Annotated in this window: 23 protein-coding genes; 9 read left to right on the forward strand and 14 right to left on the reverse strand. The window is 58.6% G+C overall.

Features of this window, described 5'->3' with window-relative positions; genetic code table 11:
• Positions 1-210: 210 nt before the first annotated feature.
• The gene (locus tag K3727_13645; protein UWQ89847.1) at positions 211-1,638 is read left to right on the forward strand and encodes a cache domain-containing protein; all 1,428 of its coding nucleotides are present in this window, start codon (positions 211-213) and stop codon (positions 1,636-1,638) included.
• Between the two features lie 17 nt (positions 1,639-1,655).
• Positions 1,656-2,300: a response regulator transcription factor gene (locus tag K3727_13650; protein ID UWQ89848.1), complete on the forward strand. Its 645-nt coding sequence runs from the start codon at positions 1,656-1,658 to the stop codon at positions 2,298-2,300.
• Between the two features lie 145 nt (positions 2,301-2,445).
• Here the strand turns inward: K3727_13650 and K3727_13655 are convergent, their stop codons facing one another.
• Both K3727_13655 and K3727_13660 read right to left on the reverse strand, forming a co-directional pair.
• Positions 2,446-2,721, reverse strand: coding sequence for a hypothetical protein (locus tag K3727_13655; GenBank protein ID UWQ89849.1), 276 nt, complete (start codon positions 2,719-2,721; stop codon positions 2,446-2,448).
• Between the two features lie 210 nt (positions 2,722-2,931).
• Positions 2,932-3,783, reverse strand: a complete 852-nt coding sequence (locus tag K3727_13660) for a hypothetical protein (GenBank protein UWQ89850.1) — start codon at positions 3,781-3,783, stop codon at positions 2,932-2,934.
• A gap of 396 nt (positions 3,784-4,179) precedes the next feature.
• Between K3727_13660 and K3727_13665 the strand changes: the two genes are divergently transcribed.
• Positions 4,180-5,931, forward strand: coding sequence for an acetolactate synthase 3 large subunit (locus tag K3727_13665; protein UWQ89851.1), 1,752 nt, complete (start codon positions 4,180-4,182; stop codon positions 5,929-5,931).
• A 107-nt stretch (positions 5,932-6,038) separates the two neighbouring features.
• Entirely contained in the window at positions 6,039-6,599 is a 561-nt protein-coding gene (ilvN, locus tag K3727_13670; protein UWQ89852.1) for an acetolactate synthase small subunit, read from the forward strand.
• A 17-nt stretch (positions 6,600-6,616) separates the two neighbouring features.
• Here ilvN and K3727_13675 read toward each other — a convergent pair whose 3' ends face one another.
• Positions 6,617-6,982, reverse strand: a complete 366-nt coding sequence (locus K3727_13675; protein ID UWQ93485.1) for a hypothetical protein — start codon at positions 6,980-6,982, stop codon at positions 6,617-6,619.
• A 237-nt stretch (positions 6,983-7,219) separates the two neighbouring features.
• Between K3727_13675 and K3727_13680 the strand changes: the two genes are divergently transcribed.
• The 3 genes from K3727_13680 (at position 7,220) to K3727_13690 (ending at position 9,597) form a co-directional block, all read left to right on the forward strand.
• Entirely contained in the window at positions 7,220-8,017 is a 798-nt protein-coding gene (locus K3727_13680; protein UWQ89853.1) for a helix-turn-helix transcriptional regulator, read from the forward strand.
• A 210-nt stretch (positions 8,018-8,227) separates the two neighbouring features.
• Complete coding sequence (locus K3727_13685) at positions 8,228-9,385, forward strand: aromatic ring-hydroxylating dioxygenase subunit alpha (protein ID UWQ89854.1); 1,158 nt, start codon at positions 8,228-8,230, stop codon at positions 9,383-9,385.
• Positions 9,382-9,597, forward strand: coding sequence for a hypothetical protein (locus K3727_13690; protein UWQ89855.1), 216 nt, complete (start codon positions 9,382-9,384; stop codon positions 9,595-9,597). The genes K3727_13685 and K3727_13690 overlap by 4 nt, the downstream gene beginning before the upstream one ends.
• A 44-nt stretch (positions 9,598-9,641) precedes the next feature.
• Here the strand turns inward: K3727_13690 and K3727_13695 are convergent, their stop codons facing one another.
• From K3727_13695 to K3727_13730, 8 genes are all read right to left on the reverse strand, one after another.
• The gene (locus K3727_13695; GenBank protein ID UWQ89856.1) at positions 9,642-10,451 is read right to left on the reverse strand and encodes a DUF2189 domain-containing protein; all 810 of its coding nucleotides are present in this window, start codon (positions 10,449-10,451) and stop codon (positions 9,642-9,644) included.
• Positions 10,452-10,484: 33 nt separating this feature from the next.
• Positions 10,485-11,891 carry an amidase gene (locus K3727_13700; protein ID UWQ89857.1) on the reverse strand — a complete coding sequence of 469 codons (1,407 nt, stop codon included), beginning with the start codon at positions 11,889-11,891 and terminating at the stop codon, positions 10,485-10,487.
• Positions 11,863-12,090: a hypothetical protein gene (locus K3727_13705; GenBank protein UWQ89858.1), complete on the reverse strand. Its 228-nt coding sequence runs from the start codon at positions 12,088-12,090 to the stop codon at positions 11,863-11,865. Before K3727_13705 ends, K3727_13700 begins: the two co-directional genes overlap by 29 nt.
• Before the next feature lie 56 nt (positions 12,091-12,146).
• Entirely contained in the window at positions 12,147-13,271 is a 1,125-nt protein-coding gene (gene prfB / locus K3727_13710) for a peptide chain release factor 2 (protein ID UWQ89859.1), read from the reverse strand.
• Between the two features lie 174 nt (positions 13,272-13,445).
• A complete protein-coding gene (locus K3727_13715; GenBank protein ID UWQ89860.1) occupies positions 13,446-15,938 on the reverse strand; it encodes a PBP1A family penicillin-binding protein in 2,493 nt (830 codons plus the stop codon).
• Positions 15,939-16,035: 97 nt separating this feature from the next.
• Positions 16,036-16,833, reverse strand: a complete 798-nt coding sequence (locus tag K3727_13720) for a metallophosphoesterase (GenBank protein ID UWQ89861.1) — start codon at positions 16,831-16,833, stop codon at positions 16,036-16,038.
• A gap of 91 nt (positions 16,834-16,924) precedes the next feature.
• On the reverse strand, positions 16,925-18,154 hold the full coding sequence (locus K3727_13725; GenBank protein ID UWQ89862.1) for an N-acetylmuramoyl-L-alanine amidase: 1,230 nt from the start codon (positions 18,152-18,154) through the stop codon (positions 16,925-16,927).
• 106 nt (positions 18,155-18,260) lie between these two features.
• On the reverse strand, positions 18,261-19,406 hold the full coding sequence (locus K3727_13730; GenBank protein ID UWQ89863.1) for an aminotransferase class I/II-fold pyridoxal phosphate-dependent enzyme: 1,146 nt from the start codon (positions 19,404-19,406) through the stop codon (positions 18,261-18,263).
• On the opposite strand from K3727_13730, the gene K3727_13735 reads away from it, so the two are divergent.
• Both K3727_13735 and K3727_13740 read left to right on the forward strand, forming a co-directional pair.
• A complete protein-coding gene (locus K3727_13735) occupies positions 19,405-20,784 on the forward strand; it encodes a M48 family metalloprotease (protein UWQ89864.1) in 1,380 nt (459 codons plus the stop codon). The genes K3727_13730 and K3727_13735 overlap by 2 nt on opposite strands.
• Positions 20,781-21,545 carry a DsbA family protein gene (locus K3727_13740; GenBank protein ID UWQ89865.1) on the forward strand — a complete coding sequence of 255 codons (765 nt, stop codon included), beginning with the start codon at positions 20,781-20,783 and terminating at the stop codon, positions 21,543-21,545. The genes K3727_13735 and K3727_13740 overlap by 4 nt, the downstream gene beginning before the upstream one ends.
• Positions 21,546-21,658: 113 nt before the next feature.
• Here the strand turns inward: K3727_13740 and ispG are convergent, their stop codons facing one another.
• The 3 genes from ispG to hemA form a co-directional block, all read right to left on the reverse strand.
• A complete protein-coding gene (gene ispG / locus K3727_13745) occupies positions 21,659-22,792 on the reverse strand; it encodes a flavodoxin-dependent (E)-4-hydroxy-3-methylbut-2-enyl-diphosphate synthase (GenBank protein ID UWQ89866.1) in 1,134 nt (377 codons plus the stop codon).
• Between the two features lie 114 nt (positions 22,793-22,906).
• A complete protein-coding gene (locus tag K3727_13750) occupies positions 22,907-24,124 on the reverse strand; it encodes a DUF4115 domain-containing protein (protein ID UWQ89867.1) in 1,218 nt (405 codons plus the stop codon).
• A 129-nt stretch (positions 24,125-24,253) separates the two neighbouring features.
• Positions 24,254-25,477 (reverse strand): 5-aminolevulinate synthase, encoded by a 1,224-nt coding sequence (hemA, locus tag K3727_13755; protein ID UWQ89868.1) that lies wholly within the window; start codon positions 25,475-25,477, stop codon positions 24,254-24,256.
• Positions 25,478-25,675 lie beyond the last annotated feature (198 nt).

A 25,675-nucleotide genomic window follows, 5' to 3' on the forward strand; every position in this document is an offset into this window, starting at 1 on the left:
CGCCCAAGCGGATCGTTGCAAGTGGCGTTAGCCTAGCGACGGAGGAAATGTTGTGAATACCTAGTACTACGTAGAAACCGCGTTTTTTGACCTATTCAAAAGTGATGTTGCGTAATTTCGAGTTCACAGGGAGGATTGTAACAGGTCATTTTGCCCAATCTGGACCGCAGGCTTTGATTTTCGGGTCTCGATTGCGTAACGATTCGCCACATGTCCGTGTTCAACCGTGTTTTTCGCCCAACCTATGGGCAAATGATGTCTCTGCTGGCAACGCTGCCGTTGATCGTGGCGGTTGCAGCGATTGCAGTTCTGGTGGCTTATCAGTCCCGTGCTTTGGCTGAGCGCGAGATACAGGCTCTGGAGCAGCAGTTGCTGGCCGCCAAAAAGGCCGAGCTGCGCAACTATGTCACCCAGGCACGCAACGGGTTTTCCCATATCTACGGTCGCGCCGCGCCTGATGATCAGTCCGCCAAAGACAAGGTCACCCAGATACTGGCCGCGATGATCTATGGCCAGGACGGGTTCTTTTTTGTCTATGACTATGACGGCACCAATCTGGTCAGCCCGCGTCAGACCGAATTTATCAACCGCAATTGGGAAGGGTTAACCGACAGCAGCGGCACGCCGGTGGTCGATGAATTCATCAATCTGGCCCGCCAAGGTGCCGGGTGGCACTCCTTTATGTGGGAAAAGCCATCAACCGGACAGGAGGCGCAGATGGTGGCCTATGTTGTGGGGCTTCAGGATTGGCGATGGGCCGTGGGAACCGGTGTATTCATTGACGATGTGCTGGGCTCGGTTGCGGCGGCGCGGGCCGAAGTCGAAGCCCGTGTTCAACGGACATTTGTCTATATCGGTGCGATTGCGTTGGTGGCGTTGTTGGTGGTGTTCGGGTCGGGGATGTTTCTGAACCTGCGCGAACGCCGTCTGGCGGATGCCAAGCTCAAAGAACTGACACAACGGGTATTTGACGCCCAAGAGGAAGAACGCGGACGTGTGGCGCGCGAATTGCATGATGGCATCAGCCAGATCCTGGTGGGAGTACGGTATGCGCTGGACAATGCCCGGCGACGGTTGAGCCGGGGCGAACGTGACGCAGCCCAGGACCCCCTGGACAAGGGGATCGACAACCTGGGCACCGCCATTACCGAGGTCCGCCGGATCAGCCGTGACCTGCGCCCCGGGGTGCTGGACGATCTGGGGCTGGGCCCGGCGCTGAAGGCGCTGACGGATGATTTTGCCGACCGCACCGGTATCGAAACCGAATTCAATACCGTGGTGTTCCGCAACCGGTTGGATCAGGACAGCAAGATCGCGTTGTATCGGATCGCGCAGGAGGCATTGACCAATATCGAACGCCACTCTGGTGCCACACGGGTCACCATTGACCTGCGCGGTCATGCCAAGGGCGCAACCATGCGGATCGCGGACAATGGCAGCGGGCTCAGGAAATCTGCCTCTCCGACCGGGACCGGGCTGGGTCTGCGCAACATGCAGGAGCGGATCGAACAGCTTGACGGAGACTTGCGAATTCTGGCATCACGCGGGGCACAAAGCGGCACGGTCATCGAAGTCCGGCTGCCGCTCAGCCATCTGCTGCCCCCAGGTGACGAGGCCGGTTCGAAACGGGTCTCGTGAGAGGAAAGGGAAACGGCATGTCGAGCCCGATACGTATCCTGATCGTGGATGACCACCCGATGGTCGCCGAAGGAATCCAGTCGATCCTGGAGAGCTATGACGACATCATGGTCGTTGGCACCCTGAGCGATGGACAGGCAGCGGTGGATCAGGCAGCGGCGCTGGCACCGGATGTTGTATTGATGGATCTGAACATGCCGGGGTTGGGTGGTTTGAGCGCCACGGAAATCCTGCTGGAACGCCTCCCTGCGCTGCGGATCCTGATCCTGTCGATGCATGACAGCCCTGAATATATCTCGACTGCGCTCAGCCATGGGGCCATGGGTTATGTTCTGAAAGATGTTCCCACGGATGAAATCAAGCTGGCCATTGATACGGTGATGCGCGGCGAACAATACCTGTGCACCGGTGCCAAAGGGTCGCTGAAACCCAAGGCCGGAGAGACGCGCGAAGCGCTGACCGGGCGAGAACAGACCATCCTGCTGGAGCTGGCCCAAGGCAAATCCAACAAGGAAGTGGCACAGACTCTGGATATTTCGGTGCGTACTGTTGAAACCCACCGCAAGAATATCAAGCGAAAGCTGGGGATATCATCGACCGCCGGGCTGACCCGCTATGCGTTGGAACATGGGGTTCTGCAAGGCACCGGTGTCGGGTTATAGCGTCAACTTTCGGCCTGACCCCCGCACCGCAGGGCTCCCGCCCGGCATCACAGCTTTTTTCAAAAGCGGCTCTGCCCGTTGGGCCAGGCAGCACCCGCAGCCATTGGCTGCGGGTGCTGGGGGATCGACCTCAAAGCGTTCACGGTCAGACAGCGGATCGCAGAGTGTCCAGGATTCCCTTGTTGCGACAATAGTCAGGTGTTTGTGTCGCGGTGCCGTCCTGTGCGGCGACCCAGCCTTTGCAGGCTTCAACCTGGGTACACCGGGTACAGCGGAACACCAGGTCCCGGTACGGGAAGAACCGCAGTTCATCCCTGAGAACAGCCTTGCCCATATCCACCCCGATAGAGTTGGCCATGGATTGCATCAGTTCCGAATGCTGTTCGTATTTCTCGGCGAGCTGTTTCTGCACAGGGATCATACGGTTCTCCTCCTCGTTTGGTCTGTGGGAATGCAAAAGGCGCGCGGGGTTGCCCGCAAAATCTGAGCCAGCTTTGGGCCCAGCGTCTCTTGTTGAACATGATCTAGATCAACTGAGGGTAAATATTTGTCTCACCAAGAAAATCAATCTACTTGATGCGGAAGCGCATCCACAGAGTTTCAAACCCAAGATTTGCGCGCCCATCCTGGATCAATCGCGCAGCGTATCGACCCGCAGCCCTGCCCGTTCCAGATGATGCGGCAACACCCTGCCATATAACTGCCGGGTGCGTTCCACGCTGCCGCACATGTTCGCCATTTCCGCAAAGGAGAAGATCCCGACATAGCGTTTGCGTGCACCACGAACCGGCGTCACCCGATGCAAAGAATAGCGCCCCCGAAAGATCTGTAGATCTCCGGGCTGCAATTCCAACTGACGCACCTGAGCATTGTTACCTGCCAAAACCCGCGCCACCGCGTCATAGTTTTCGTTGGTCGGGCTGCGCACCATTGGGGCGTATTCAAACTGCCCGCCTTCTTCGGCATTTTGAATCGCCAGGGTCACAGTGAAATTGTTGGTGTCGAAATGCCAGGGAAACCCATCGCCGGTTTCGACCATATTGATGATCACATCTGCCAAAGGGTCGTCATAGCGAAAAAACCGATCCTGTGGTTCGTCCAGAGCATCGCGGATGAACGCCATGAAATGTGGAAATTCATAGATCCGCCGCAGCGGGCTGTCGGCTCCAAAATTATCCGCGGGAATAGAGGCGTTGGACCGGTCGTAGAATTGGCGCGCCGGATGATCCAGGGGCAGATTGGGGTCTTCCGTCCCGAAATAGGCATTGGTGCGGGTAAAGGAGCGATGCCCCATCGGGGCCACTTGATCGGCTTCGGCGACCAGATGGCTGGTCCCTTGGTCATGAACGAAACCCGGCAGCACGGCACAGCCGTCCTCCTCCAGGTCGCGCCGCACATCTGCTATCATGCGCTGATATGCCGGAGATCCCGGGCGATCCATCGGATAGCGACCCAAATCGACAAGATCACAAATCTGGCTCATCCCCCACCCTCTTTCGTCGCCTATTACAGAGGTCATGGTGAGCATGATTTTCACCAGCTTCTGTGCCATTTCAGACATCGCCATGGCGGTTTTTGACCAAACTCAAAGATTTTCCCGGGGCAATTTCGCGGAAATTTCGTCGCACCCCCCTATGCACGCAAGAAAATGTCCCAAACCGCCCCAATTTCGCACCGATTGGCGGTTGACGCCTCTGTCTGTCGCCCATAATGTCCCGCCCAAGCATAAAGGAGCCTAAGGCCATGATGAGCCTAGTCGTAATCGTAGGAACAATGCGCATGGGCCGGTAACGGTACACCATAATCGAACCCATGCGCCTCCGATCAAAATCGGGGGCTTTTTTTATGCACAAGACGATGTCGCGGATGGAGCAAGCAGATGACACGTGAAATGACCGGCGCAAAGATGATCGTCCAGGCCCTCAAGGACCAGGGTGTGGACACCGTATTCGGGTATCCCGGCGGCGCCGTACTGCCGATTTATGACGAAATCTTTCTGCAAAATGACATCCGCCACATTCTGGTGCGTCACGAACAGGGCGCGGTCCACGCCGCCGAAGGGTATGCGCGTTCGACCGGCAAACCCGGTGTTGTGCTGGTGACATCCGGCCCTGGTGCGACCAATGCGGTAACCGGGTTGACCGACGCACTGCTGGATTCGATCCCATTGGTGGTTCTGACAGGCCAGGTTCCGACCTTTATGATCGGCTCGGATGCTTTTCAGGAGGCGGATACCGTGGGTATCACCCGCCCCTGCACCAAACACAATTGGCTGGTCAAAGACACCGACAAGCTGGCCAGCACGCTGCACGAAGCATTCCACGTTGCCATGTCGGGCCGTCCCGGTCCGGTTCTGGTGGACATCCCCAAGGACGTGCAATTTGCAACGGGTGATTACCAGAGCCCCAAACCGTCCGTGTCCCATTACCAGCCCCGGGTCAAAGGCGACCTGGAAGAAATCACCGAACTGGTGGCCGCAATCGAAACCGCGGAACGTCCGGTATTCTATACCGGCGGCGGCGTGATCAATTCCGGCCCGGCAGCCAGCCAACTGCTGCGCGAACTGGTCGAAGCGACAGGCATTCCGATCACCTCCACCCTGATGGGCCTGGGTGCCTATCCGGCATCGGGCAAACATTGGCTGGGCATGCTGGGGATGCATGGTCTGTACGAGGCCAACATGGCCATGCATGACTGTGACCTGATGATCAACATCGGGGCCCGCTTTGACGACCGGATCACCGGATTGATTTCGGCATTCTCGCCGAATTCGAAAAAGGCGCATATCGACATTGACCCATCGTCGATCAACAAGGTGATCCCGGTCGATATTCCGATTGTGGGTGATGTGGGTCATGTGCTCGAAGACATGCTCAAGATCTGGAAATCGCGCGGCCGCAAGACCAACAAGGAAGCATTGGTCAAATGGCAGGCCCAGGTTGGAGAATGGCGCAAGATCAACTGCTTGGCCTACACCAACTCGGAAAGCACCATCAAACCGCAATATGCGTTGCAGCGGCTCGAAGAGCTGACCAAGGGGCATGACCGCTACATCACCACCGAAGTGGGCCAGCACCAGATGTGGGCGGCGCAGTTTCTGAATTTTGACGACCCGAACCGTTGGATGACATCCGGCGGGCTGGGCACAATGGGCTATGGTTTCCCGGCGTCGATCGGTGCGCAAATGGCGCATCCGGATTCTCTGGTGATCAATGTTGCAGGCGAAGCATCCTGGCTGATGAACATGCAGGAAATGGGCACCGCTATTCAGTACCGCCTGCCCGTGAAACAGTTCATCCTGAACAACGAACGTCTTGGCATGGTCCGCCAATGGCAGGAGCTGCTCCATGGGGAGCGGTATTCGCACAGCTGGTCCGAAGCCCTGCCCGATTTTGTAAAGCTCGCCGAAGCGTTCGGAGCCAAGGGCATCCTGTGCACCGACCCCAAGGACCTGGACGACGCGATCATGGAGATGATCGAATATGATGGTCCGGTAATCTTTGATTGCCTGGTCGAAAAGCACGAAAACTGCTTTCCGATGATCCCGTCGGGCAAGGCCCATAACGAAATGCTGCTGGGCGAGGCCGAAACCCAGGGTGTCATCCAATCCAGCGGTGCGGTTATGGTTTGACGACCGCGTTTTCCTGAACAGAAAACGGCCCGAGCGTCCTGGAACATCTCGGGCCGGAAATTTCCAAATTTTCCGGCAACGGAAAACCCGTGAGGAAGGCAACGACAATGTCTGCACTACACATCAAAAAAGGCTCCACCAGCCATTCCGCCTATAACCTGCGTCCAAATTTCTCGGACGTGTCCGAACGCCATACCATTGCCCTGCTGGTCGAAAACGAACCTGGTGTTCTGGCACGGGTGATTGGACTGTTTTCCGGGCGTGGGTACAACATCGAAAGCCTGACCGTGGCCGAAGTCGATCACACAGGCCATTTGTCACGCATTACCATCGTGACCACCGGGACCCCTCAGGTCATCGAACAGATCAAAACCCAGCTGGGTCGGATTGTTCCGGTGCACGAAGTCCACGATCTGACCGTCGAAGGCCCCGCTGTCGAGCGGGAATTGGCCATCATGAAGGTTGTTGGAGATGGGGAAAAGCGGGTCGAAGCCCTGCGCCTGGCCGATATCTTTCGGGCCAATGTGGTCGACAGCACCCTGAGCAGCTTTATCTTTGAGATCACTGGCGCGCCGGAAAAAATCGACGCCTTTGCCGATCTGATGCGCCCGTTGGGTCTGGTTGAAATTGCACGTACCGGTGTCGCCGCACTGTTGCGCGGCGATTGATCACGCGTTCACCTCAGTCAGGCGAGAATTCTGGCAACGCTGCTATCGGTGGCGTTGCGTCGTTTCTGCGCAGCCGCAAACGGGATGATTTTTGCCGATCCTGTTTCCAATTCCTGCGCTGCAGGTTGAACCGGAGCAAGCTCCTGTTCGGCCCCCAGAACATCCGCCAATCCAGAGCATAACCCCTCTGACACCAGCCGTGGGTTGTGCGCATACCGCATGTGACGTTCCATCGTCAGATCGAATTGCACCCAATCTCCCGCGTCCAAAGGCAGTTCGGGTTCCTGATCATTCTGTTTGTAAAACGCGAGATCCCCATGGTCCTCGCACCAAATGACGGCCTTGCGTTCGTCAGTGTCGCTCCAAAGTACTACGCCAAACATCTTCTGTCCCGTTTTTCCCTATGTGTTAACTGTGTGATAAATTGGGGCATTCAAACATGGTAAATTGCGCGTCTTGGGCTTGCAATTTGTGTCTGAGACGGTAGCCTCCTGATCTACTTGAGCGTCAGCGTTGACGCCAACCAGTATCAGTTTGAGTAAAGCAAGCCGGGATTCCGATCAGAGATCTCTTTTCCGGCTACAGGTTCACGACAAAGGAACATCAACACTGGGGCAAAAATGTCCAAACCTACGCGCTCACCGGCCGAACTTCGCAACATGTTCGGCTCAAATCTGCGAATCCTCGCCCGAAAGTATCCGTCCATATCGGATCTATCGCGTCGGCTTGGCATCAACCGGACACAATTCAATAGATATTTGTCGGGAGAAAGCTTCCCGCGACCCGATGTGCTGGATCGAATTTGCGACTTTTTCGAAATGGATGCCCGCATCCTGCTCGAACCCGTCGATAATCTGACCGAACGTGGTCAGATCCTGACCGGGCCAATCCTGTCTGATTTTCTGGGGAGGGGCGTCAACAATTTGCCCGAAGACGTCTTTCCGTCAGGGTTCTACCGCTTCTCCCGCCGCAGCTTTGTCAGCGATGAACTGTATATCGTCGGCATCGTTTATGTGTTCCGCGTCAGCGACAACGCCTATGTGCGCGGGTTCGAAGCCAAGGAAGCCATGCGCCAGCAAGGCCTGCCTGTAGACGTCAAAACCCGTGAATTCCGCGGCTATGTCACCCGGCAGGAAGATGGCGTCGCCCTGGTGATCTCTCGGCGCAACTCCATGACCTGCTCGTTCAACTATCTGGCCCAGGTTGCCTCCTTCGAAAACAACTTTTGGGTGGGGTATGTCACCCGGACTGTGCGTGAAAGCGCCAGCGGAACCCGTGCCGCCCGCATGGTCTATGAACATCTGGGGCGCGATAAGGCCGGTGTTTGGGAAGCAGCCCGCACACAGGGGTTCAAGACCGAAGACGAGCTGATGCCATTTCACCGGCGTCTTTTGCAAATCGGCGATCCATTCCGTTAACCGCTTTGCTGCACATCGGCAGACATCAAAGTTAACGCATCGACAAAAACGTGAAAAAACCGCGCCTGAGAGCGCGGTTTTTTTGTACCCCGTGATCCGCTGTTTGAAATGCGCTGTCCGTATGTCGCTGGCTGGCGATCTTCGTCGGAATCCGACAAGTATCGACACATGTGTCGAGTAAATCTTGCCACAACGAACAAGGAGCGCGCCATGACATTTGTATCCGAGGAACTCAACGCCGTACGCCAGCCGATCACCCGGGCCAATGGGTTGTCCAATGCCCATTACATCGATCCGCACGTACACGCCGAAGAGAACAAACATGTCCTGCTGAACCAATGGGCCGGTTTGGCCGTTACGGCGGATGTCCCCGATGTGGGCGATGCCAAACCGATCACCTTTTTGCAGATCCCCCTGTTGCTGGTCCGCGACCGGGCGGGAACCGTGCGGGTCTTTCAGAACACCTGTCGCCATCGTGGCATGATTCTGGTCGAAGAACCCCGCAAGATCGAAGGTGCCATCCGCTGTGCCTATCACAGCTGGTGTTACGGCACGGACGGACGCCTGGTTTCGACACCGCATGTGGGCGGCCCTGGTCAGAACACCCATGAAGACGTGGACAAGAGCCTTCTGGGTCTGATCGAAGTCAGGTCGCACATCTGGCGGGATGTCATCTGGATCAACGTCTCGGGCACGGCTCCGGACTTCACCGAAGCCATGGGGGATGTCATGGCCCGCTGGGCCGAGTTCGATCAGCCCCTGTACCACGGTGGAGAAGACAGCCGGTTCGACCTGACGGTGAATTGCAACTGGAAGCTGGCAGTCGAAAATTACTGCGAGAGCTATCACCTGCCCTGGGTCCACCCTGGCCTCAACAGCTATTCCCGCCTCGAAGACCATTACCACATCGAAGAACCCGGCAAATACTCGGGTCAGGGCACATTGGTCTATCGCCAGCTCAAAGGGGACAATGGCGACGTTTTCCCCGATTTCGACGGGCTGAACCAAAAATGGGACGAAGCCGCGGAATACATCGCCGCCTTTCCCAATGTTCTACTGGGCGTCCACCGGGACCATGCCTTTGCCATCATTCTACTCCCGCAGGCCACCAACAAGACAGTCGAACACATCCACCTGTACTATGCGAGCCCTGAAACAAGCGACCAGATGCGCGCCAAGAATACAGCCCTATGGCAGGAGGTGTTCAAAGAGGACGTTTTTGTCGTCGAAGGCATGCAGCGGGGCCGCTTTGCGCCCGGGTTTGACGGCGGTCGGTTTTCACCTGCGATGGATGGCCCCACGCATCTGTTCCACGACTGGGTTGCGCGCAAACTGCAAGAGGGTGAGGCCGCCCTGGCCGCCGAATGAGCAACCTGGATGCACGATTGCTGGACGCCCATGCCGCAAAGGATGAATGGGCGCTGGTCCGCCTCTATTGCGAAGCGGCGGACTCTGCGACAGACGAAGATGCAGCGTGGTTCTTTCTGACCCAGGCCTATGTGTTCGCGTTGGAACAGAACCACCCGGATCTCGAGCCGCTCAGGGCCCGTTTGGTGGCTGGAGGGCGCGAGAGCACATAATCATTCTGAACAGGGCCGCGACATGCGCGGCCCCGTTCATGGAGCTACGCGGGATCCACACCTTGATGCAGGATCACCCCGTCTTCGTTCTCTTTGATCGCAACCAGTTGGTAAACATGCCAGCTGGTGTGCCCCATCAACGGCAACACCACAAACAACCCCAAGAAACCCGGAAGCAGCGCGGCAAAGGTCAGCGCAGCGATAAACACGGCCCAGGCCAGCATCGGCACCGGGTTCCCCAGAACGTATTGAAAGCTGGCAATCATCGCGGTGACAAAGTCGACTTCGCGATCCAGCAACAGCGGCAATGCAATCACCGTGATCATATACAGCAGCAGCGCAAACAGCGCCCCCACGGCGGATCCGACGGCCAGCATGGTTACCCCGTTCAGGCTTAGGAACACTTCGACGGAGGACGAGATATTGGTCATGGTCGACAGGCCCAGAAACAAGGCAAAGATCATGTGCCCCAGGAAAAACCAGAACAGAAACACCACAACGATAATGGCGCAGATCGATGGCAGCTGACGCCGCCCCTGATACAGAACCACGCCAAAAATCGCCGGCAAATCCAGCGGCTCGCCCTGGCTGAGCCTGTGCGAGACCTCGTAACACCCAACTGCTGCAAACGGGCCGATCAACGGAAACCCGATAGCAGCAAGGACCAGCCAAAAGGTGGTGCCCGTGCTGGCCGTGACCCACAGCATCAACCACCCGACCAGAATGTAAAACCCGGCAAAAATCAGACCGTACAGCGGGGCTGCGCGGAAATCGGCCATTCCCTGGCGCAGTGCCTGGCGTAGAATGGCGGGGGTCATGGGGCGAAATGCGGGCACCCCAAATGCTTTCTCCATACTCGTGTTCTCCTCCCTCTTGTTCTTCTTGTCTCAGACCGGATCGGACGGGGGGGCCTTTTGCGGCCATTGGGTATGTGCGTGATATGCCGCACCCAATGACAGAATCCGGCGGTCTCCTCCAAGCCTGCCGAATATTTGCACCCCCATCGGCAGCCCATCGGCACCAAATCCAGCCGGAACCGCCAGGCTGGGCAGCCCCAACAGGCTGACCGGTATGACCACCTCCATCCAGCGGTGATAGGTGTCCATTTCCTGTCCGGCGATTTGTTTGGGATAGGGCTGTTCGATCGGGAACGGCCAGACCTGCGCCGACGGCAGGATCAACGCGTCATAGGTTTCAAACAGCTGCGCGCAGGCCCGGAACCACTCGGAACGGAACTCGGAGGCGATTTGGATCTGTGCCGCAGTCAGCGCCATCCCCCGTTCCATTTCCCAGACCGCCGTGTCCTTGAGCTCGGCCCCCTGCTGTTGCAGATCAAACAACTCGCCCGCGACGGCCCAGGATCGAAGGGTGACCCAGCTCTCCCATATTTTTTCCCGGGGAAAGGGCGCTGGCAGATGATCGACGTGACAGCCCATGTCCGAAAACGCACCCAGCGCACGATCGCACAGCGCCATGATGCCGTTTTCCATCGGGAACGCCCCGCCCCAATCCCCCAGCCAACCAATGCGCATCCCCGAACATTCGGTTGCGGGCAGCGGTGCCATCTCTTCCCGAGGCAAGGCCAATGGGATCTGCGGGTGCGGCCCGGCCAGAACATCCAGCAACAGGGCAATGTCCTGGGGTGTTCGGGCCATAGGGCCCAGCGTGGACAGCTGATGCAGGTACATGTCGCCGCTCGGGCCGGAAGGCACCCGCCCCCAGCTGGGGCGGAAACCATAGACATTGTTCCAGGCCGCCGGATTGCGCAGGCTGCCCATCATGTCGGATCCATCCGCCAGCGCCACCATTCCAGTCGCCAGAGCCACCGCAGCGCCGCCGGACGACCCCCCGCAACTGCGCGACATGTCATAGGGGTTTGCAGTCGCGCCGTAGACGCGGTTGAACGTGTGCGACCCCAGCCCCATTTCCGGCACGTTGGTCTTGCCGATCAGGATCGCCCCGGCCGCACGCAGCCGAGCGGCCAACAGATCATCTTCGGTGGGGATAAAGTCCTTTTTGATCAGCACCCCACCGGTTGACCGGACACCGCGCACGTTGACCAGATCCTTCACCGCCATCGGCAGCCCGTGCAGCGGTCCACGCGGGGCATTTTGATCCGCCGCCCGTGCCTCCTGCATCAATTCCTCTTCGTCCCGCAGACCCACAATGGCATTCACCGCGCCATTGACCTGTGCAATCCGGTCCAGCGTCTGGCGCATCACCTCCTCAGCCGTCAACCGACCTGCTGACAGATCCGTCAGAATTTCAGTAGCGCTTCGCATAGGCTGCGACATGTTCAAATATCCCGATGTATCTTTTGATCAGCCTAACCGGGGGAATTTTGTAAAAAAACCCACAGATGAAAAACATCTTATCCAAACCGTCAAAAAATAACGCGGGCTTGCCTGCGATGGCGCGGTCCACAAATATGACGACCGCATGGATCAGCGGACCTGGCGCGAGCACATTGAACCTGGGCATCTTTGCAGACATGAAAAAGGCCGGACAAATCCGGCCTTGCACAATCAATCCATTGGTTTGGGCGCCGGTTAGTCGCCCTGCGCCTCAGAGCGGCTCTTGCCGGCCACATTCAACGCCAACGTCGCCGCCATGAAACCGTCCAGATCACCATCCAGCACGCCCTTGGTGTCCGAGGTTTCATGGTTGGTGCGCAGGTCCTTGACCATCTGGTAAGGTTGCAGCACGTAAGACCGGATCTGGTTGCCCCACCCCGCATCCCCGGCGTTTTCATGCGCCTCGTTGACCAGCGCAGACCGCTTGTCCAACTCCATCTGATACAACCGTGATTTCAGGGCCTTCATCGCGATATCCCGGTTCTGGTGCTGCGACTTTTCCGAAGAGGTCACAACGATCCCAGTGGGATGGTGGGTGATCCGCACGGCGGAGTCGGTGGTGTTGACGTGCTGACCGCCTGCCCCCGACGACCGGTAGGTGTCGATACGAATATCGGCCGGGTTCACCTCGATTTCGATATTGTCATCCACCACCGGGTACACTTTGACCGAAGTGAAAGACGTATGGCGTTTGGCCGCGCTGTCAAAGGGCGAAATCCGCACCAGCCGGTGCACACCGCTTTCCGATTTTAACCACCCATAGGCGTTGTGGCCGGAAATCTTGTAAGCGGCGGATTTGATCCCGGCCTCTTCCCCGGCACTTTCGGACTGCAATTCCACCTTATAGCCCTTTTTTTCGGCCCATCGGATGTACATCCGCGCCAGCATCGACGCCCAGTCACAGCTTTCGGTCCCACCCGCACCCGAGTTGATCTCCAGAAAGGTGTCGTTGCCGTCGGCTTCACCGTCCAGCAGCGCTTCCAGTTCCTTTTCACCGGCCTTGATCTTGAGCGTCTTGATCGCCTCTTCGGCGTCTTTGATGACCTCTTCGTCCTCTTCCATCTCACCCAGTTCAATGAGCTCGATATTGTCCGACAGATCCTGTTTGATCCCGGTGTAAGTTCCCATGGCATCAACCAGACTCTGACGTTCGCGCATCAGCTTCTGGGCGGCGTCCGGGTCATCCCACAGGTTCGGGTCTTCGACACGCGCATCAAATTCCTCGAGCCGATGCGGCGCGGTTTCCCAGTCCAACCGCTGAGCCAAAAGCTCAAGCGACTTTTCGATCTCGGCCACGATGTTCTGGGTCTCGGCGCGCATTGGAATTTCCTGACAACTGTTGCGACTTGCCTGATAGCAAGGGCTGGCGAACTTCTCAAGCTGACCGGGGCGGTTGATTGCATTGAGTTGGCGTTCGCACTGAAAAAACTGCGCCATCGCAGTTCAAATCGACCAACGGCATCTCGGGTGGCAACAACGCCACCTGAAAGCAGATCAATACAATCCCCCCGAACTGATCGTCCCCGAACTTGCCTTGGGACCAACCACGGCGGTTTCGCCGGTCGAGGTGGTGACCTGGCGTCCGCTTTGCGACACTTCTTCAAACAGCGGAAGGTTCGACCCCAGAGCAAATCCACCATCATAGGTCAGACCAAAAATCGGCTCGGCTCCATCCCGGAAGTATTCGGCCACCACATATTCGCCGCTGGCATTGTCCGCCAGTCGCGCCCCGGTAAAGCGGTCGATCTTGATGAAATGCCCACCGGGAGGGACTGCAAATCGACCGCCGCCGAACTTCTCGGTCGCCTTGGTCATGAATTGCTGGAACACCGGCCCGCACATGCCGCCCCCCGACGCCCCCCGCCCCAGAGGACGCGGTTGATCGTATCCGATATAGCATCCGGCCACGATGTTCGACGTAAACCCGATGAACCAGACATCCCGGGCTTCGTTCGTGGTCCCGGTCTTGCCAGCGGTCGGCACCCCCAGTTTCACACGGCCCGAGGCCGTACCGCGTTCGACGACGCCACGCATCATTGAAGTCAGCTGATAGGCCGTGATCGGGTCCATGACCTGGGCCCGACTGGTCACGATCTGCGGCGCTGCCCCGTCGCGCAGGTTCGGGATCGCGCAGTCTATGCAATCACGATCGTCATGTCGGTAGATGGTCTTCCCCTTGCGGTCCTGAATCCGATCGACCAAGGTCGGTTCGATACGCTCCCCACCGTTGGCGAACATCGCATAGGCGGTCACCATCTTGAACAACGTGGTTTCCTCGGATCCCAGAGAATTGGCCAGATACGGCCCCATATCCTCGTACACGCCAAACCGTTCCGCATAGGATGCCACCACCGGCATCCCGATCTCCTGGGCCAGACGGATCGTCATCAGGTTCCGAGACCGTTCAATCCCGGTGCGCAACGGTGTTGGCCCATAGAATTTATGCGACGCGTTCTTGGGCCGCCACAGCCCCTGCGGTGTGTTGATTTCAATCGGGGCGTCCACCACGATGGTTGCCGGGCTATATCCGCTGTCCAACGCCGCTGCATAGACAAAAGGTTTAAAGCTGGAACCCGGCTGACGCTGGGCCTGTGTTGCCCTGTTGAACACCGAAGCCTGATAGGAAAACCCACCCTGCATTGCAATGACGCGACCGGTATTGACATCCATTGCCACAAAACCGCCCTGCACCTCGGGAACCTGGCGCAGCGACCATTGCCCGGCGTCTTCGCCAGCCCGAACCAGAACCACATCCCCAACGGCAAAATTATCGCTGAAGTTGCCCTTCATCCATTTGATGTCCGAACGCGGAACCGTGCCGGTCCCTTCGGTGTTTTCAATACCGACTGTCAAAGCCTTGTCTGCGATTCCCAGCACAACAGCCGGACGCCATTTGCCGCCGAAATCAACGTCACGCGACACATCCGCATTTCCCAGCGCCGCGCGCCAGTCCTCTTCGGTGGCCAGCGCTTCGGGCGGGAGTTTCACGCCGGTGCCCCGCCATCTCTGTCGAGACCGGTCATATTTTTCCAAGGCATTACGCAGCGCATTTGCCGCCTCGACCTGCATTTCCTCGTCGATGGTGGCGCGGACTGCAAAGCCCCCGGTAAAAAATTCACCCTCGCCAAAATCGCGGCTCAACTGACGCCTGATTTCATCGGTGAAATAATCCCGGGGTGGCAGCGCTGTGCGGAAGCTGGCGAAATCGCCATTCTGAACCGACCGCAACGGCAAATCGACTTCAACGTCGTATGTCGCCTGATCGATATAGCCATTTTCCATCATTTCCTTGAGCACAAAATTACGCCGCGCCAGCAGGCGATCCTTGCGTCGTACAGGATGATAATCGGACGGTGCCTTGGGCAGCGACGCCAGGAAGGCCGCCTCATGCGGGGCCAGTTCACTCAGCGTTTTGTTGAAATAGGTCTGCGCAGCCGCCGTCACACCATATGAGTTTTGACCCAGAAAGATCTCGTTCAGGTACAGTTCGAGGATCGCTTCCTTGTCCAGCGTCTCTTCGAGCCGCGACGCCAGGATTATTTCCTTGATCTTGCGCTCGGCCTTGCGGTCCCCCGACAGCAAAAAGTTCTTCATCACCTGCTGGGTGATGGTCGATGCCCCCCGCACATTGGCCCCGCGCGACTGTACGGCCTCAAACGCGGCGGCTGCGATCCCGCGGGTGTCATACCCCTTGTGGTGATAAAAATTCTTGTCCTCGGCGCTGATGAACGCCTGTTTGATCATGTCCGGGATATCCTCGGACGGGGTGAACAATCGCCGCTCTTTGGCGAATTCGTCAATCAAAGTCCCCTTGCCGGAATAGATTCGGCTGATGGTGGGGGGTTGATACTGCGCCAAGGATTCATGGCTGGGCAGATCGCGCCCATACATCCAGAAAATACCACCGATGGTTATGGCCACCATGGCAATGCCCAGCGTCACAGTGCTGAAGATCGAGCCGAAGAAAGATAGAATGAACCTGAGCACAGTGAGGCCTCTTTTGAGCGGTAGCGTTTATATAGGGGCGCAAGCGCATGGGGTCAAAACCAGATACGGCGGATATATGCCGGATCAGAGCAGAAATTCACGGCTGTATTGCGGCACCACCGATTTCATAGGGGCAGAACTGCAAATCCTGCACCGTAACTTGGCCGGTTTCGACAGACACAACCCCCAAACCGGGTGCCTCGGCCGGTGGTGTGAAACTACCCCAATCCCAACGCGGCACAGGGGCTGGGGCCTGATACAGAACTGCGCGCTGGGTCCGAAACCCGATCCCGCGCACGACACCAGAAATCGGCCTGTGCACATGCCCTGCCAGGAACTGCACAACGTTGGGGAATTTTTCCAGCAAATCCAACAACTGGGTTCCGTTCGTCAAATTGTCGGGATCCAGCATGTCCAGCCCCAGCGCCAGGGGCGGATGATGCATCGCAACGACCACAGGACGCCCCGCCGCCCTGTGCAATTGCGCCTCCAGCCACGCCAGACGGGCGTCACACAAAAATCCGGCCGCTTCTCCCGGGATCAGTGTGTCCAGGCAGATCAGCACCACATCTCCGACCTCAACCGCATATTGCACGAACGCATCCATGACCTGCCCCGGCAACGCAAACGCAGCGCGCAACATTGATCGGTCATCATGATTGCCAACCATCGGACAGACCGGCATCGGCAATTCGGCCAATAGCGTCCTTAGGGCCTGGTATTCGTCTGGCTGTGCCAGCTCGACCATATCTCCGGAAATCAGGCACAGGTCGCCATCTGCCAGGTGATCACAGACAAACTTGACCGCCTGTTGAACCCGCACACGTGGGTCATGTCCCACCACCAATCCGCGGCGGGCAAAATGCAGATCCGTCATCCAGATTAATTTGGCCAAGCTTCTGCTCCTTCATCTTGCCCGAAAAACTCCGGGGAGTGCGAGGGGCCGGCCCCTCGCTCCTGACCGCGCCGCAGCCAGCAAACACTCTCTATTGGCGCACCAAAGCCCGTCGCGCCGCGTCCGCATCACGCCACTCCTGCAATCCGCTGCGAATGGCACCCGCCATCGCCGCGCGCCACGCCGGATCGGTCAGATTCTTGAGATCCCGAGGGCTCGACAAAAATCCAAGCTCGATCAACACCGACGGAATATCGGCAGACTTCAGCACAGAAAACCCGGCCTTGCGCAGCGGGCGCCGGTTCATGGGTCCCCCCGTCTGCGCCATGGCCTCGACCAGCGCCGACGCCAGCGCATAGGTGCGCGGGCGGGTTTCCTGACGCGCCAGATCCAGCAATACATCCGTCACCTGATCATCCACCGTGCTCAGGTCCGCTCCCGCCAGCAGATCCTCGCGGTCGTGGCGTTCCGCCAGTTTGGCCGACGCCACATCCGACGCTTCGTCCGACAGCATGTACACCGTCGCTCCATGGGCCAGACCTTCGGAGAGCGCATCGGCGTGCAACGAAAGAAACACATCCGCCTGCGCCTGATGCGCCAAAGCCACCCGGCGCTCCAACGACACGAAATGGTCCCCGTCACGCAGCAGCAGAACGTCAAACCCGCCCGCCCGCACCAGCACATCGCGCAATTCGCGGGCGAACCGCAGCATCAGGTGTTTTTCAATCACCTGACCGACTTCTGCCCCTGGGTCGATACCACCATGTCCCGCGTCCAGGACCACGCGCAAGGGTGCATCAGGATCACGGTCAACACCCCCGACCAGATCCTCAGCTGCGGGCAAGTCCCAGCGGGGGTCATGTGGCGGGCCTGCCTGTGCGTCGAACACGTCCATTTCGACGGGGAGCAGGGTCAGGGTCAATTGGGCTCCGGCCGTGACTTCATCCACCTGCATGGCTGCCTGTCCAACCTGCATCGGCCCGTTCAGCTGTACAACCATCCGGGTCCATCCCGGTACATAGGTGCCAAATTTGACCTGCGCGATGCGATCAGTCCCCACCAATGTGTCCGCATCCAACCCGGTCCAATCGACTTCCTGGAAGTCCAGGACCAGACGTTCGGGGTCTGCCAAGGTAAACAGCCGAAAAGGCACGCCCTGGCTCAGCGACAGCTGGATGGAAACCCCGTCGCGCCCGTGGTCCGTGATCCGACTGTCCTGCGGAAGAATCCGGGCCAAGGCACTAAAATCCTGAGCCCAGCCGGCAGGCACCAAAACCACCAGCCAGATCGCGGCCGCCCACACAGAAAGGAACCTGCTCATCACTCTTATCCTGTCATCCGGGTCATACCGTTTGCGCGCAGGATACGCATCAGGCGATGTGTTGCAAACCGCCCGTGCCTGATCCTGCCCGTTTTTCACGCTGGGCTCAGCTTCGGTTCGCCATGAAGGTCGCGAGCCGCGACAGACCTTCGCGAATGTCCGCCGTTGCGCGTGCATAGGAAAACCGCAAGGTCGTCGCGCCGCGGACCGGATCAAAATCCAACCCCGGCGTAACGGCGACCCCGGCCTTTTCCAGGATCTCGGCGGCAAAGGCACGGCTGTCCTGGGTCAGATCGGACACATCGGCATAGACATAAAACGCCCCATCCGGCGGCGCGATTTTGCTGAACCCGGCTTTGGGCAACCCATCAAGCATCAGGGCGCGGTTTGCCTTGTAAACATCCAGATTAGCCTGCAATTCCGTGTCACATTCCATTGCGGCCAGGGCGGCAACCTGGCTGGCATGTGGCGCACAGATAAACATGTTCTGCGCAATCCGTTCGACCACACGAACCTGATCTTCGGGAACCACCATCCAGCCAACGCGCCAACCCGTCATCGAGAAGTATTTGGAGAAGGAATTGATGACGTAACATTCGTCCGTCACCTCCAGCGCCGTGACGGCCTTGGCCTCATACTCCAGCCCATGATAGATCTCGTCGCTGATAAAGCTGGCATTTTGTGCAGCGGCTGCATCCACCAAGGACGCCATAGAATCGCGATCCAGCATCGTACCCGTTGGATTCGCAGGCGAGGCCACCATCAGCCCGGCCAGATCCAATCCCTCCAGGTCAGCCGCCACCGGTTGCAGGCGATTTTCCGCCGCTGTCTGAATGTCCACCGGCACCAGCCCCAATGCGCTCAGGATCTGACGGTACGACGGATATCCGGGTGCCCCGATGCCAACCCGGTCACCGCTGTCAAACAGGGCTGTAAAGGCCAGCAGAAACGCCCCCGAGGACCCCGGCGTGACAATCACCCGATCCGGGTTCAGGTCCACATCATACCACTCTCCATAGAGTTTCGCGATCCGTTGGCGCAATGCAGGCAACCCAAGCGCCACGGTATAGCCCAAAGCCTCGGTCTCCAGAACCTGCGACAGCGCCTGCGTCGCCTGTTTGGGTGCCCCTGTTCCAGGCTGGCCGACTTCCATATGGATAATATGGCGCCCGTCCTCTTCGGCCCGGCGGGCGGCTTCCATAACATCCATCACAATGAAGGGATCGACCTGTGACCGGGTTGAGTTTCGCATGTGCTTCTCCCATGGTGCGCGCATGGCTTTTGAACGTGTATCTCGTGTGGCGTCAATCCCGGCAATGGTGCTGACGGCAGTGTTGACGGTGGTCTCTGCGCTGCCTGCCGCCGCCGTATCGCTGCTGCGCGACCCGGATATCGAACATGCGCTGCGTCAGATCGCCTCTCCGGTTCTGCGGGCCTCGGGCCTGAGCCAGTCGCGGACCCATATTCTGCTGGTGGACGATCCGGCCTTCAATGCCTTTGTTCTCGACAATCAGGCGATTTTTCTGAACTACGGGTTGATCCTCAAGGTCGATAGCGCCGGAATGTTGCAGGCCGTCATTGCCCATGAAGCCGCCCATATCACCAATGGGCATCTGGCCCGCCGGACCGCCAATCTGCAATCGGCGCGCACCGCTGCCGGATTGGGTCTGGCGCTGGCCGCGTTGGCCGCGGCAGCAGGTGGGGGCGAGGCAGCCGGCGGCATCGCCATCGGCACACAAAGCGCCGCCCAGCGGGTATTTTTGTCCCACACCCGCGCCGAAGAGGCGTCAGCGGATCGATCTGCTGCCTCCTATCTGACGTCGGCTGGCGTATCGCCACAGGCGCTTGTCGATCTGCACCAGGCCTTTGCCGGGCAGGAAGTGCTGAGCGTCAGTCGTCAGGATCCCTATACCCGGTCCCACCCGCTGACCCGCGACCGGCTGCGCGCCGCCCAGGCCTATGTCGCAGCCCACGGTGGCAAGGAAACCGCCAACCCCGATACCGCCTATTGGTTCGCACGGGCGCGTGGCAAGGTTTCGGCCTTTACCAGGTCCCCCAAATGGACCCTGCGTCGGGTGGCCGAAGAGAAATACAAGGACGTACGCCTGATGCGCGAAGCAGTTGCCCATCACCGCCAAGGCAAATTCGAGAAAAGCATAAGCGCGCTGAACAAAGCATTGGCGCTGCGTCCCAACGATCCCTTCTACCTCGAGCTCAAAGGCCAGATCTATATGGAGAACCGGCGTTGGAACGAGGCGCTGAACGCCTATGGACAGGCGGTCAGCCAGGCCCCCCAAAACGCCCAGATTCTCAGCGGTTATGGCCGGGCCCAATTGGCCGCCGGTCAGCCCAAATCCGCCATTCAGACCCTTGAAAAGGCACGATCGCGGGATTGGCGGGATGCGCGCCTGCTGCGGGATATGTCCGTCGCCTATGCCAAGACCGGGCAATCTGGTATGGCCGCCGTAGTAACCGCCGAAAGATACGCCTTGCAGGGCCGCCTGAATGACGCGGGTCTGCACGCCAAACGGGCCAGCGCGCTCTTGCCGCGTGGGTCTGCTGCCTGGCGTCGGGCACAAGACGTGCTGATAGCCTCCGAACGTTTCGCAAAAGGAAAAAAGAAACGATGATCCGACTGACACATTCCCTGCGGACCGTGCGGGCCGCAGCCGCCGCACTGACCCTTTTGGCCGCTCCGGCAACCGCCCTGGACCTCCAGGCCATGTCCGATGAAGACCGCGCTGCCTTTCGCGCCGAAATCCGCGCCTACCTGCTGGACAACCCCCAGGTGATCCTGGAAGCCGTCGAACTTCTGGAACAGCGTCAAGCCCAGGCCGAGGCCCAGGCGGATGTTGAGCTGGTTGCCGAGAACAAACAGGAGTTGGTCAACGACGGGTATTCCTGGGTGGGTGGCAACCCTGACGGAGACATCACCGTGGTCGAATTCATGGATTACCGCTGTGGCTATTGCCGCCGCGCCGTTCCCGAAATTGCACAGCTGTTGAAGCAGGATGGTAATATCCGTCTGGTGATCAAGGAATTCCCGATATTGGGCGAAGCGTCGGTTCTGTCTTCCCGCTTTGCCGTGGCCGTCAAACATGTTGCGGGCAATGACGCTTACAAGCAGGTTCATGATGCCCTGATCGAATTCAGCGGCGAACCCAACGAAGTGTCATTGCGTCGGTTGGCCGAAGGTCTGGGACTGGACGCGGATGCCGTCATGGACGGCATGAACGCCCCCGAGGTCTCTCAGGAGCTCCAACAGACCCGGGCCCTGGCCCAGCGGCTCAAAATCTCGGGCACGCCGACCTTTGTCGTCGAAGATGAACTGCTGCGCGGCTTCCTGCCTGCTGACCAGATGGCCTTGGTTGTCGCCGAACAACGCGGCTGATTAGACCGTGATGCGGATGGGATGGCCACACCATCAGCCCTCATCGCTATGTCGCTTCAAATAAACAAAGGGCGGGGAATTCCCCGCCCTTTGTCCGCTCTTAGATTACCGCATTACTTTGAAATGTCGTCGCCTTGGGCATGGGCCGCTTCCAGTTCGGCGGCCTTGCGTTCGACCTGTTCGACGATGTGGTCCACCATCTGATCATTGTCGAGTTTGTGGCTGGACTTGCCCGCCAGATAGACCATACCGGACCCTGCCCCGCCGCCGGTAAACCCGACATCTGTCATCAGCGCCTCGCCGGGGCCATTCACCACGCAGCCAATGATCGACAGGCTCATAGGGGTGTGAATATGGGCCAGACGCTCTTCCAGCTGTTCAACGGTCTTGATCACGTTGAACCCCTGGCGCGCGCAGGACGGGCAAGAGATGATATTGACGCCGCGGTGGCGCAGACCCAGCGATTTCAGGATTTCAAAGCCAACTTTGACCTCTTCAACCGGATCGGCAGACAGTGACACCCGGATCGTGTCACCAATGCCCATCCACAGCAGCTGTCCCAGCCCAATCGCTGATTTGATGGTGCCGGACACAAACCCACCCGCTTCGGTGATGCCCAGGTGGATGGGGGCGTCGGTGGCTTCGGCCAGCATCTGATACGCGGCGGCCGACATGAACACATCCGACGCCTTGACGCTGATTTTATAGTCGTGAAAATCATGGTCTTGCAGAATACGGATATGTTCCAACCCGCTTTCCACCATCGCATCCGGGCAGGGTTCGCCGTATTTCTCCAACAGGTGCTTTTCCAGCGACCCGGCATTCACCCCGATGCGCATGGAACAGCCGTGATCGCGCGCAGCGGAAATGACTTCGCGCACCCGCTCTTTGCTGCCGATATTGCCCGGATTAATGCGCAGACAGGCGGCCCCTGCCTCGGCGGCCTCGATCCCGCGACGGTAATGGAAATGAATGTCGGCGATGATCGGCACCGGGCTCTCGGCGACGATCTCCTTCAGCGCTTTGGCGGACGCTTCGTCCGGAACCGAAACCCGGACCAGATCGGCGCCGGCCTCGGCTGCCGCCTGAACCTGTGCAATTGTGGCGGCCACATCGGTGGTCAGCGTGTTGGTCATGGTCTGCACGGCAATCGGCGCATCCCCACCAACAGGAACATTGCCCACCATGATCTGGCGGCTCTTGCGACGCGCGATATCACGCCATGGACGGATGGGATTGTGAGACATGGGATCGGGATTCCGGCTGTGGCTAAGACTATAGCGCATAGATAAGCCGGTCATGGGTCCGTGACAATGCCACCCCGCCATCGTCTACGGATTAACCGCACATCAGATTTGGACTCAGTCTGTTGTTGCGCCCGTAGTCGGCACAGCCAAGGATTTGGCCTCAACATAGCGCTTCAACTCAATGTTGCTGTCCTGCTCCAGATCGGCAACGGCGAATTGATCCGAGATCAGGTCTTTGGACATCGCAAAATTCTTGGTGACCCGTCCTCGCCCGCCAAGAGGGCCGTAGTGCTGGCCATCCATTGCAAAATATATCGCACCGGATTCGCCGGCCCGCAAAACTGGCGGCTCTTCAGTCAGCGGAATCTCGTAGGTATCGCCGGGCGCCATTGTCGCCTCGTAGATGACCGAGCCATCAGCCGCCCGCACCCTGACCCACGACGTCCGAACGGCAACCATCACCATGTTCTCAGACACCGGTTCGAGCACCTGCGGAATCGCCTGTGCGATGGCATTGTCCACTGATTGCTGCAATCCCAGCGGTCCGGTCGCTCCGGCCAATTGAACCTGTGGCAGCGACGGTGCCCTAAAGCTTCCAACACTGCGCGGATCAAGGGTCGAAATCGGCGCATCACGCGCAACCAGAACCGGCACATCCAGCGCCTGCGGGCGATAAAGCCGGTCCAGCGCGTCCGTTGTCGTCGCCTCGACGCTGCGGGTCGCGCCATCCAATGGGTCCAGATCCGACAGAACGGTCGGCGTCTGTTCCACTGGCGCAAACTGCACCTGCTGGACTTCCTTCAGAACCGACCAGCCGCCATAGCCAATGCCACCGATCAGGGCCAATAGAACAAAGGTCGACCCGATGGCCCGCGGTTCAATATGGCTGAAGACACTTTCGTTCACAGGCGCAAACGGCATGTTCGGCGAGGCAAATGGATCGCGCGCCCGCGGAGCCCCTGAAACGATTCCGGGGGCGTCTTTCTTTTGGCTGGAAGCCTGTTCGGACATCCCATGGGCGACGGCAAAGCCACTTTCGGAACAGAAAGTGCCATAGGCCTGATCAGGGTCCATGTTCAGATAACGGGCATAAGAGCGAACATACCCGGCAATGAAGCCAGGTGTATCAAAGACGGAGGGATCTGAGTTTTCGATGGCGGCAATGTAGCTGGCTTTGATCTTGAGCTCTCGTTGCACGTCAAGCAACGATTTCCCCATCGTGGCCCGCTCGCCCCGCATGACATCTCCAAGACGCAACTCAAAGTCGTCAAACCCTTTGGGTTCTACAACCTCCTCGGTCTTGGCCCTGCGCTGTCTGATGCGCCCAATCATTCTTGCCGTCCTACGTTCTGCCTGCCGCATTCGCCCCAAGATACCGATGAATCCCTGCAACGATTCGATGGCACCTTTTCATTAACAGAACCGTAGCATACCCCAAGAATTATTGCACGGGTATGAAGGTTAACCTGCTAATTCGGCACGATTCAGCGCACAATGGGACCAAAGAGCGTCCATTGCACGCACCAGTGCATCGATTTCGGACGGACCGTGTACCGGAGACGGGGTGAACCGCAGGCGTTCGGTGCCGCGTGGGACGGTCGGGTAATTGATCGGCTGGACATAGATGCCGTGGTCTTCCAACAGCATGTCGCTCAACTTTTTGGTGTGGACCGGGTCACCCACGATCACGGGCACGATGTGGCTGCCATGATCAATAATCGGCAGACCCAACCCCTTGAGCCGCAGTTTCAGAACCTTGGCCCGGTCATGATGCGTGTCGCGCAGGTCCTGCGCCGTTTTCAGATGCGCCACTGACGCGGCTGCACCGGCGGCAACTGCGGGCGGCAGCGACGTGGTAAAGATGAAGCCCGGCGCATAAGAGCGGATGGCATCACACATTTTTGCGCTGGCGGCGATATATCCACCCATCACGCCATAGGCCTTGGCCAGCGTGCCGTTGATGATGTCGATGCGATGGGCCAGGTTGTCACGCTCGGTGACCCCGCCACCGCGCGGACCATACATGCCCACGGCGTGGACTTCGTCGATATAGGTCAGCGCGCCGAATTCGTCGGCCAGATCACAGAGCTCTTTGATCGGGCCAAAATCGCCGTCCATCGAATAAACAGATTCAAAGGCGATCAGCTTGGGCGCAGCCGGGTCATCAGCTTCGAGCAGCTCGCGCAGATGCGCCACATCATTGTGACGGAAAATCCGTTTGGCCCCGCCATTGCGGCGCACGCCTTCGATCATCGAGGCGTGGTTCAATGCATCCGAATAGATGATCAGACCCGGAAACAGTTTCGGCAGCGTGCTCAGCGTCGCGTCATTGGCGATATAGGCGCTGGTGAACAGCAGGGATGCTTCCTTGCCGTGCAGATCGGCCAGCTCGGCCTCGAGCCGTTTGTGATAGACCGTGGTACCCGAAATATTGCGGGTCCCGCCCGATCCGGCGCCGGTTGATTCAATCGCTTCCTGCATCGCGTCCAGAACAACGGGGTGCTGCCCCATGCCCAGATAATCATTGCCACACCAGACGGTGATGTCTGTTTCGCTGCCATCCGGACGGGTCCAGACCGCATGCGGGAAATGTCCCTTGCGCCGTTCGATATCGATGAAGGTCCGGTAACGCCCCTCTTCGTGTAGCTTTTCAATGGCTGCGTCGAGTTTCGCGGTATAGTCCACCGAGGTCTCCAATTCATCGTCCGACCCCGGATAGGGCCTAGTTTCGCATGACACGAGATATTCACATCCGTGAATGAATATCTGTCTCGCATCTTTCGATCAACTGCCTACATCCGGGCCTGATGTCGCAGCTTTGACATGGGTCAATAGCCTCAGCACAAAATCCGAACAAGAGGCAGAGCGGCCTGAAAGCGCGTG

The sequence above is a fragment of the Rhodobacteraceae bacterium M382 genome, from assembly GCA_025141015.1.
Taxonomy (GTDB): Bacteria; Pseudomonadota; Alphaproteobacteria; order Rhodobacterales; family Rhodobacteraceae; genus Aliisedimentitalea; species Aliisedimentitalea scapharcae.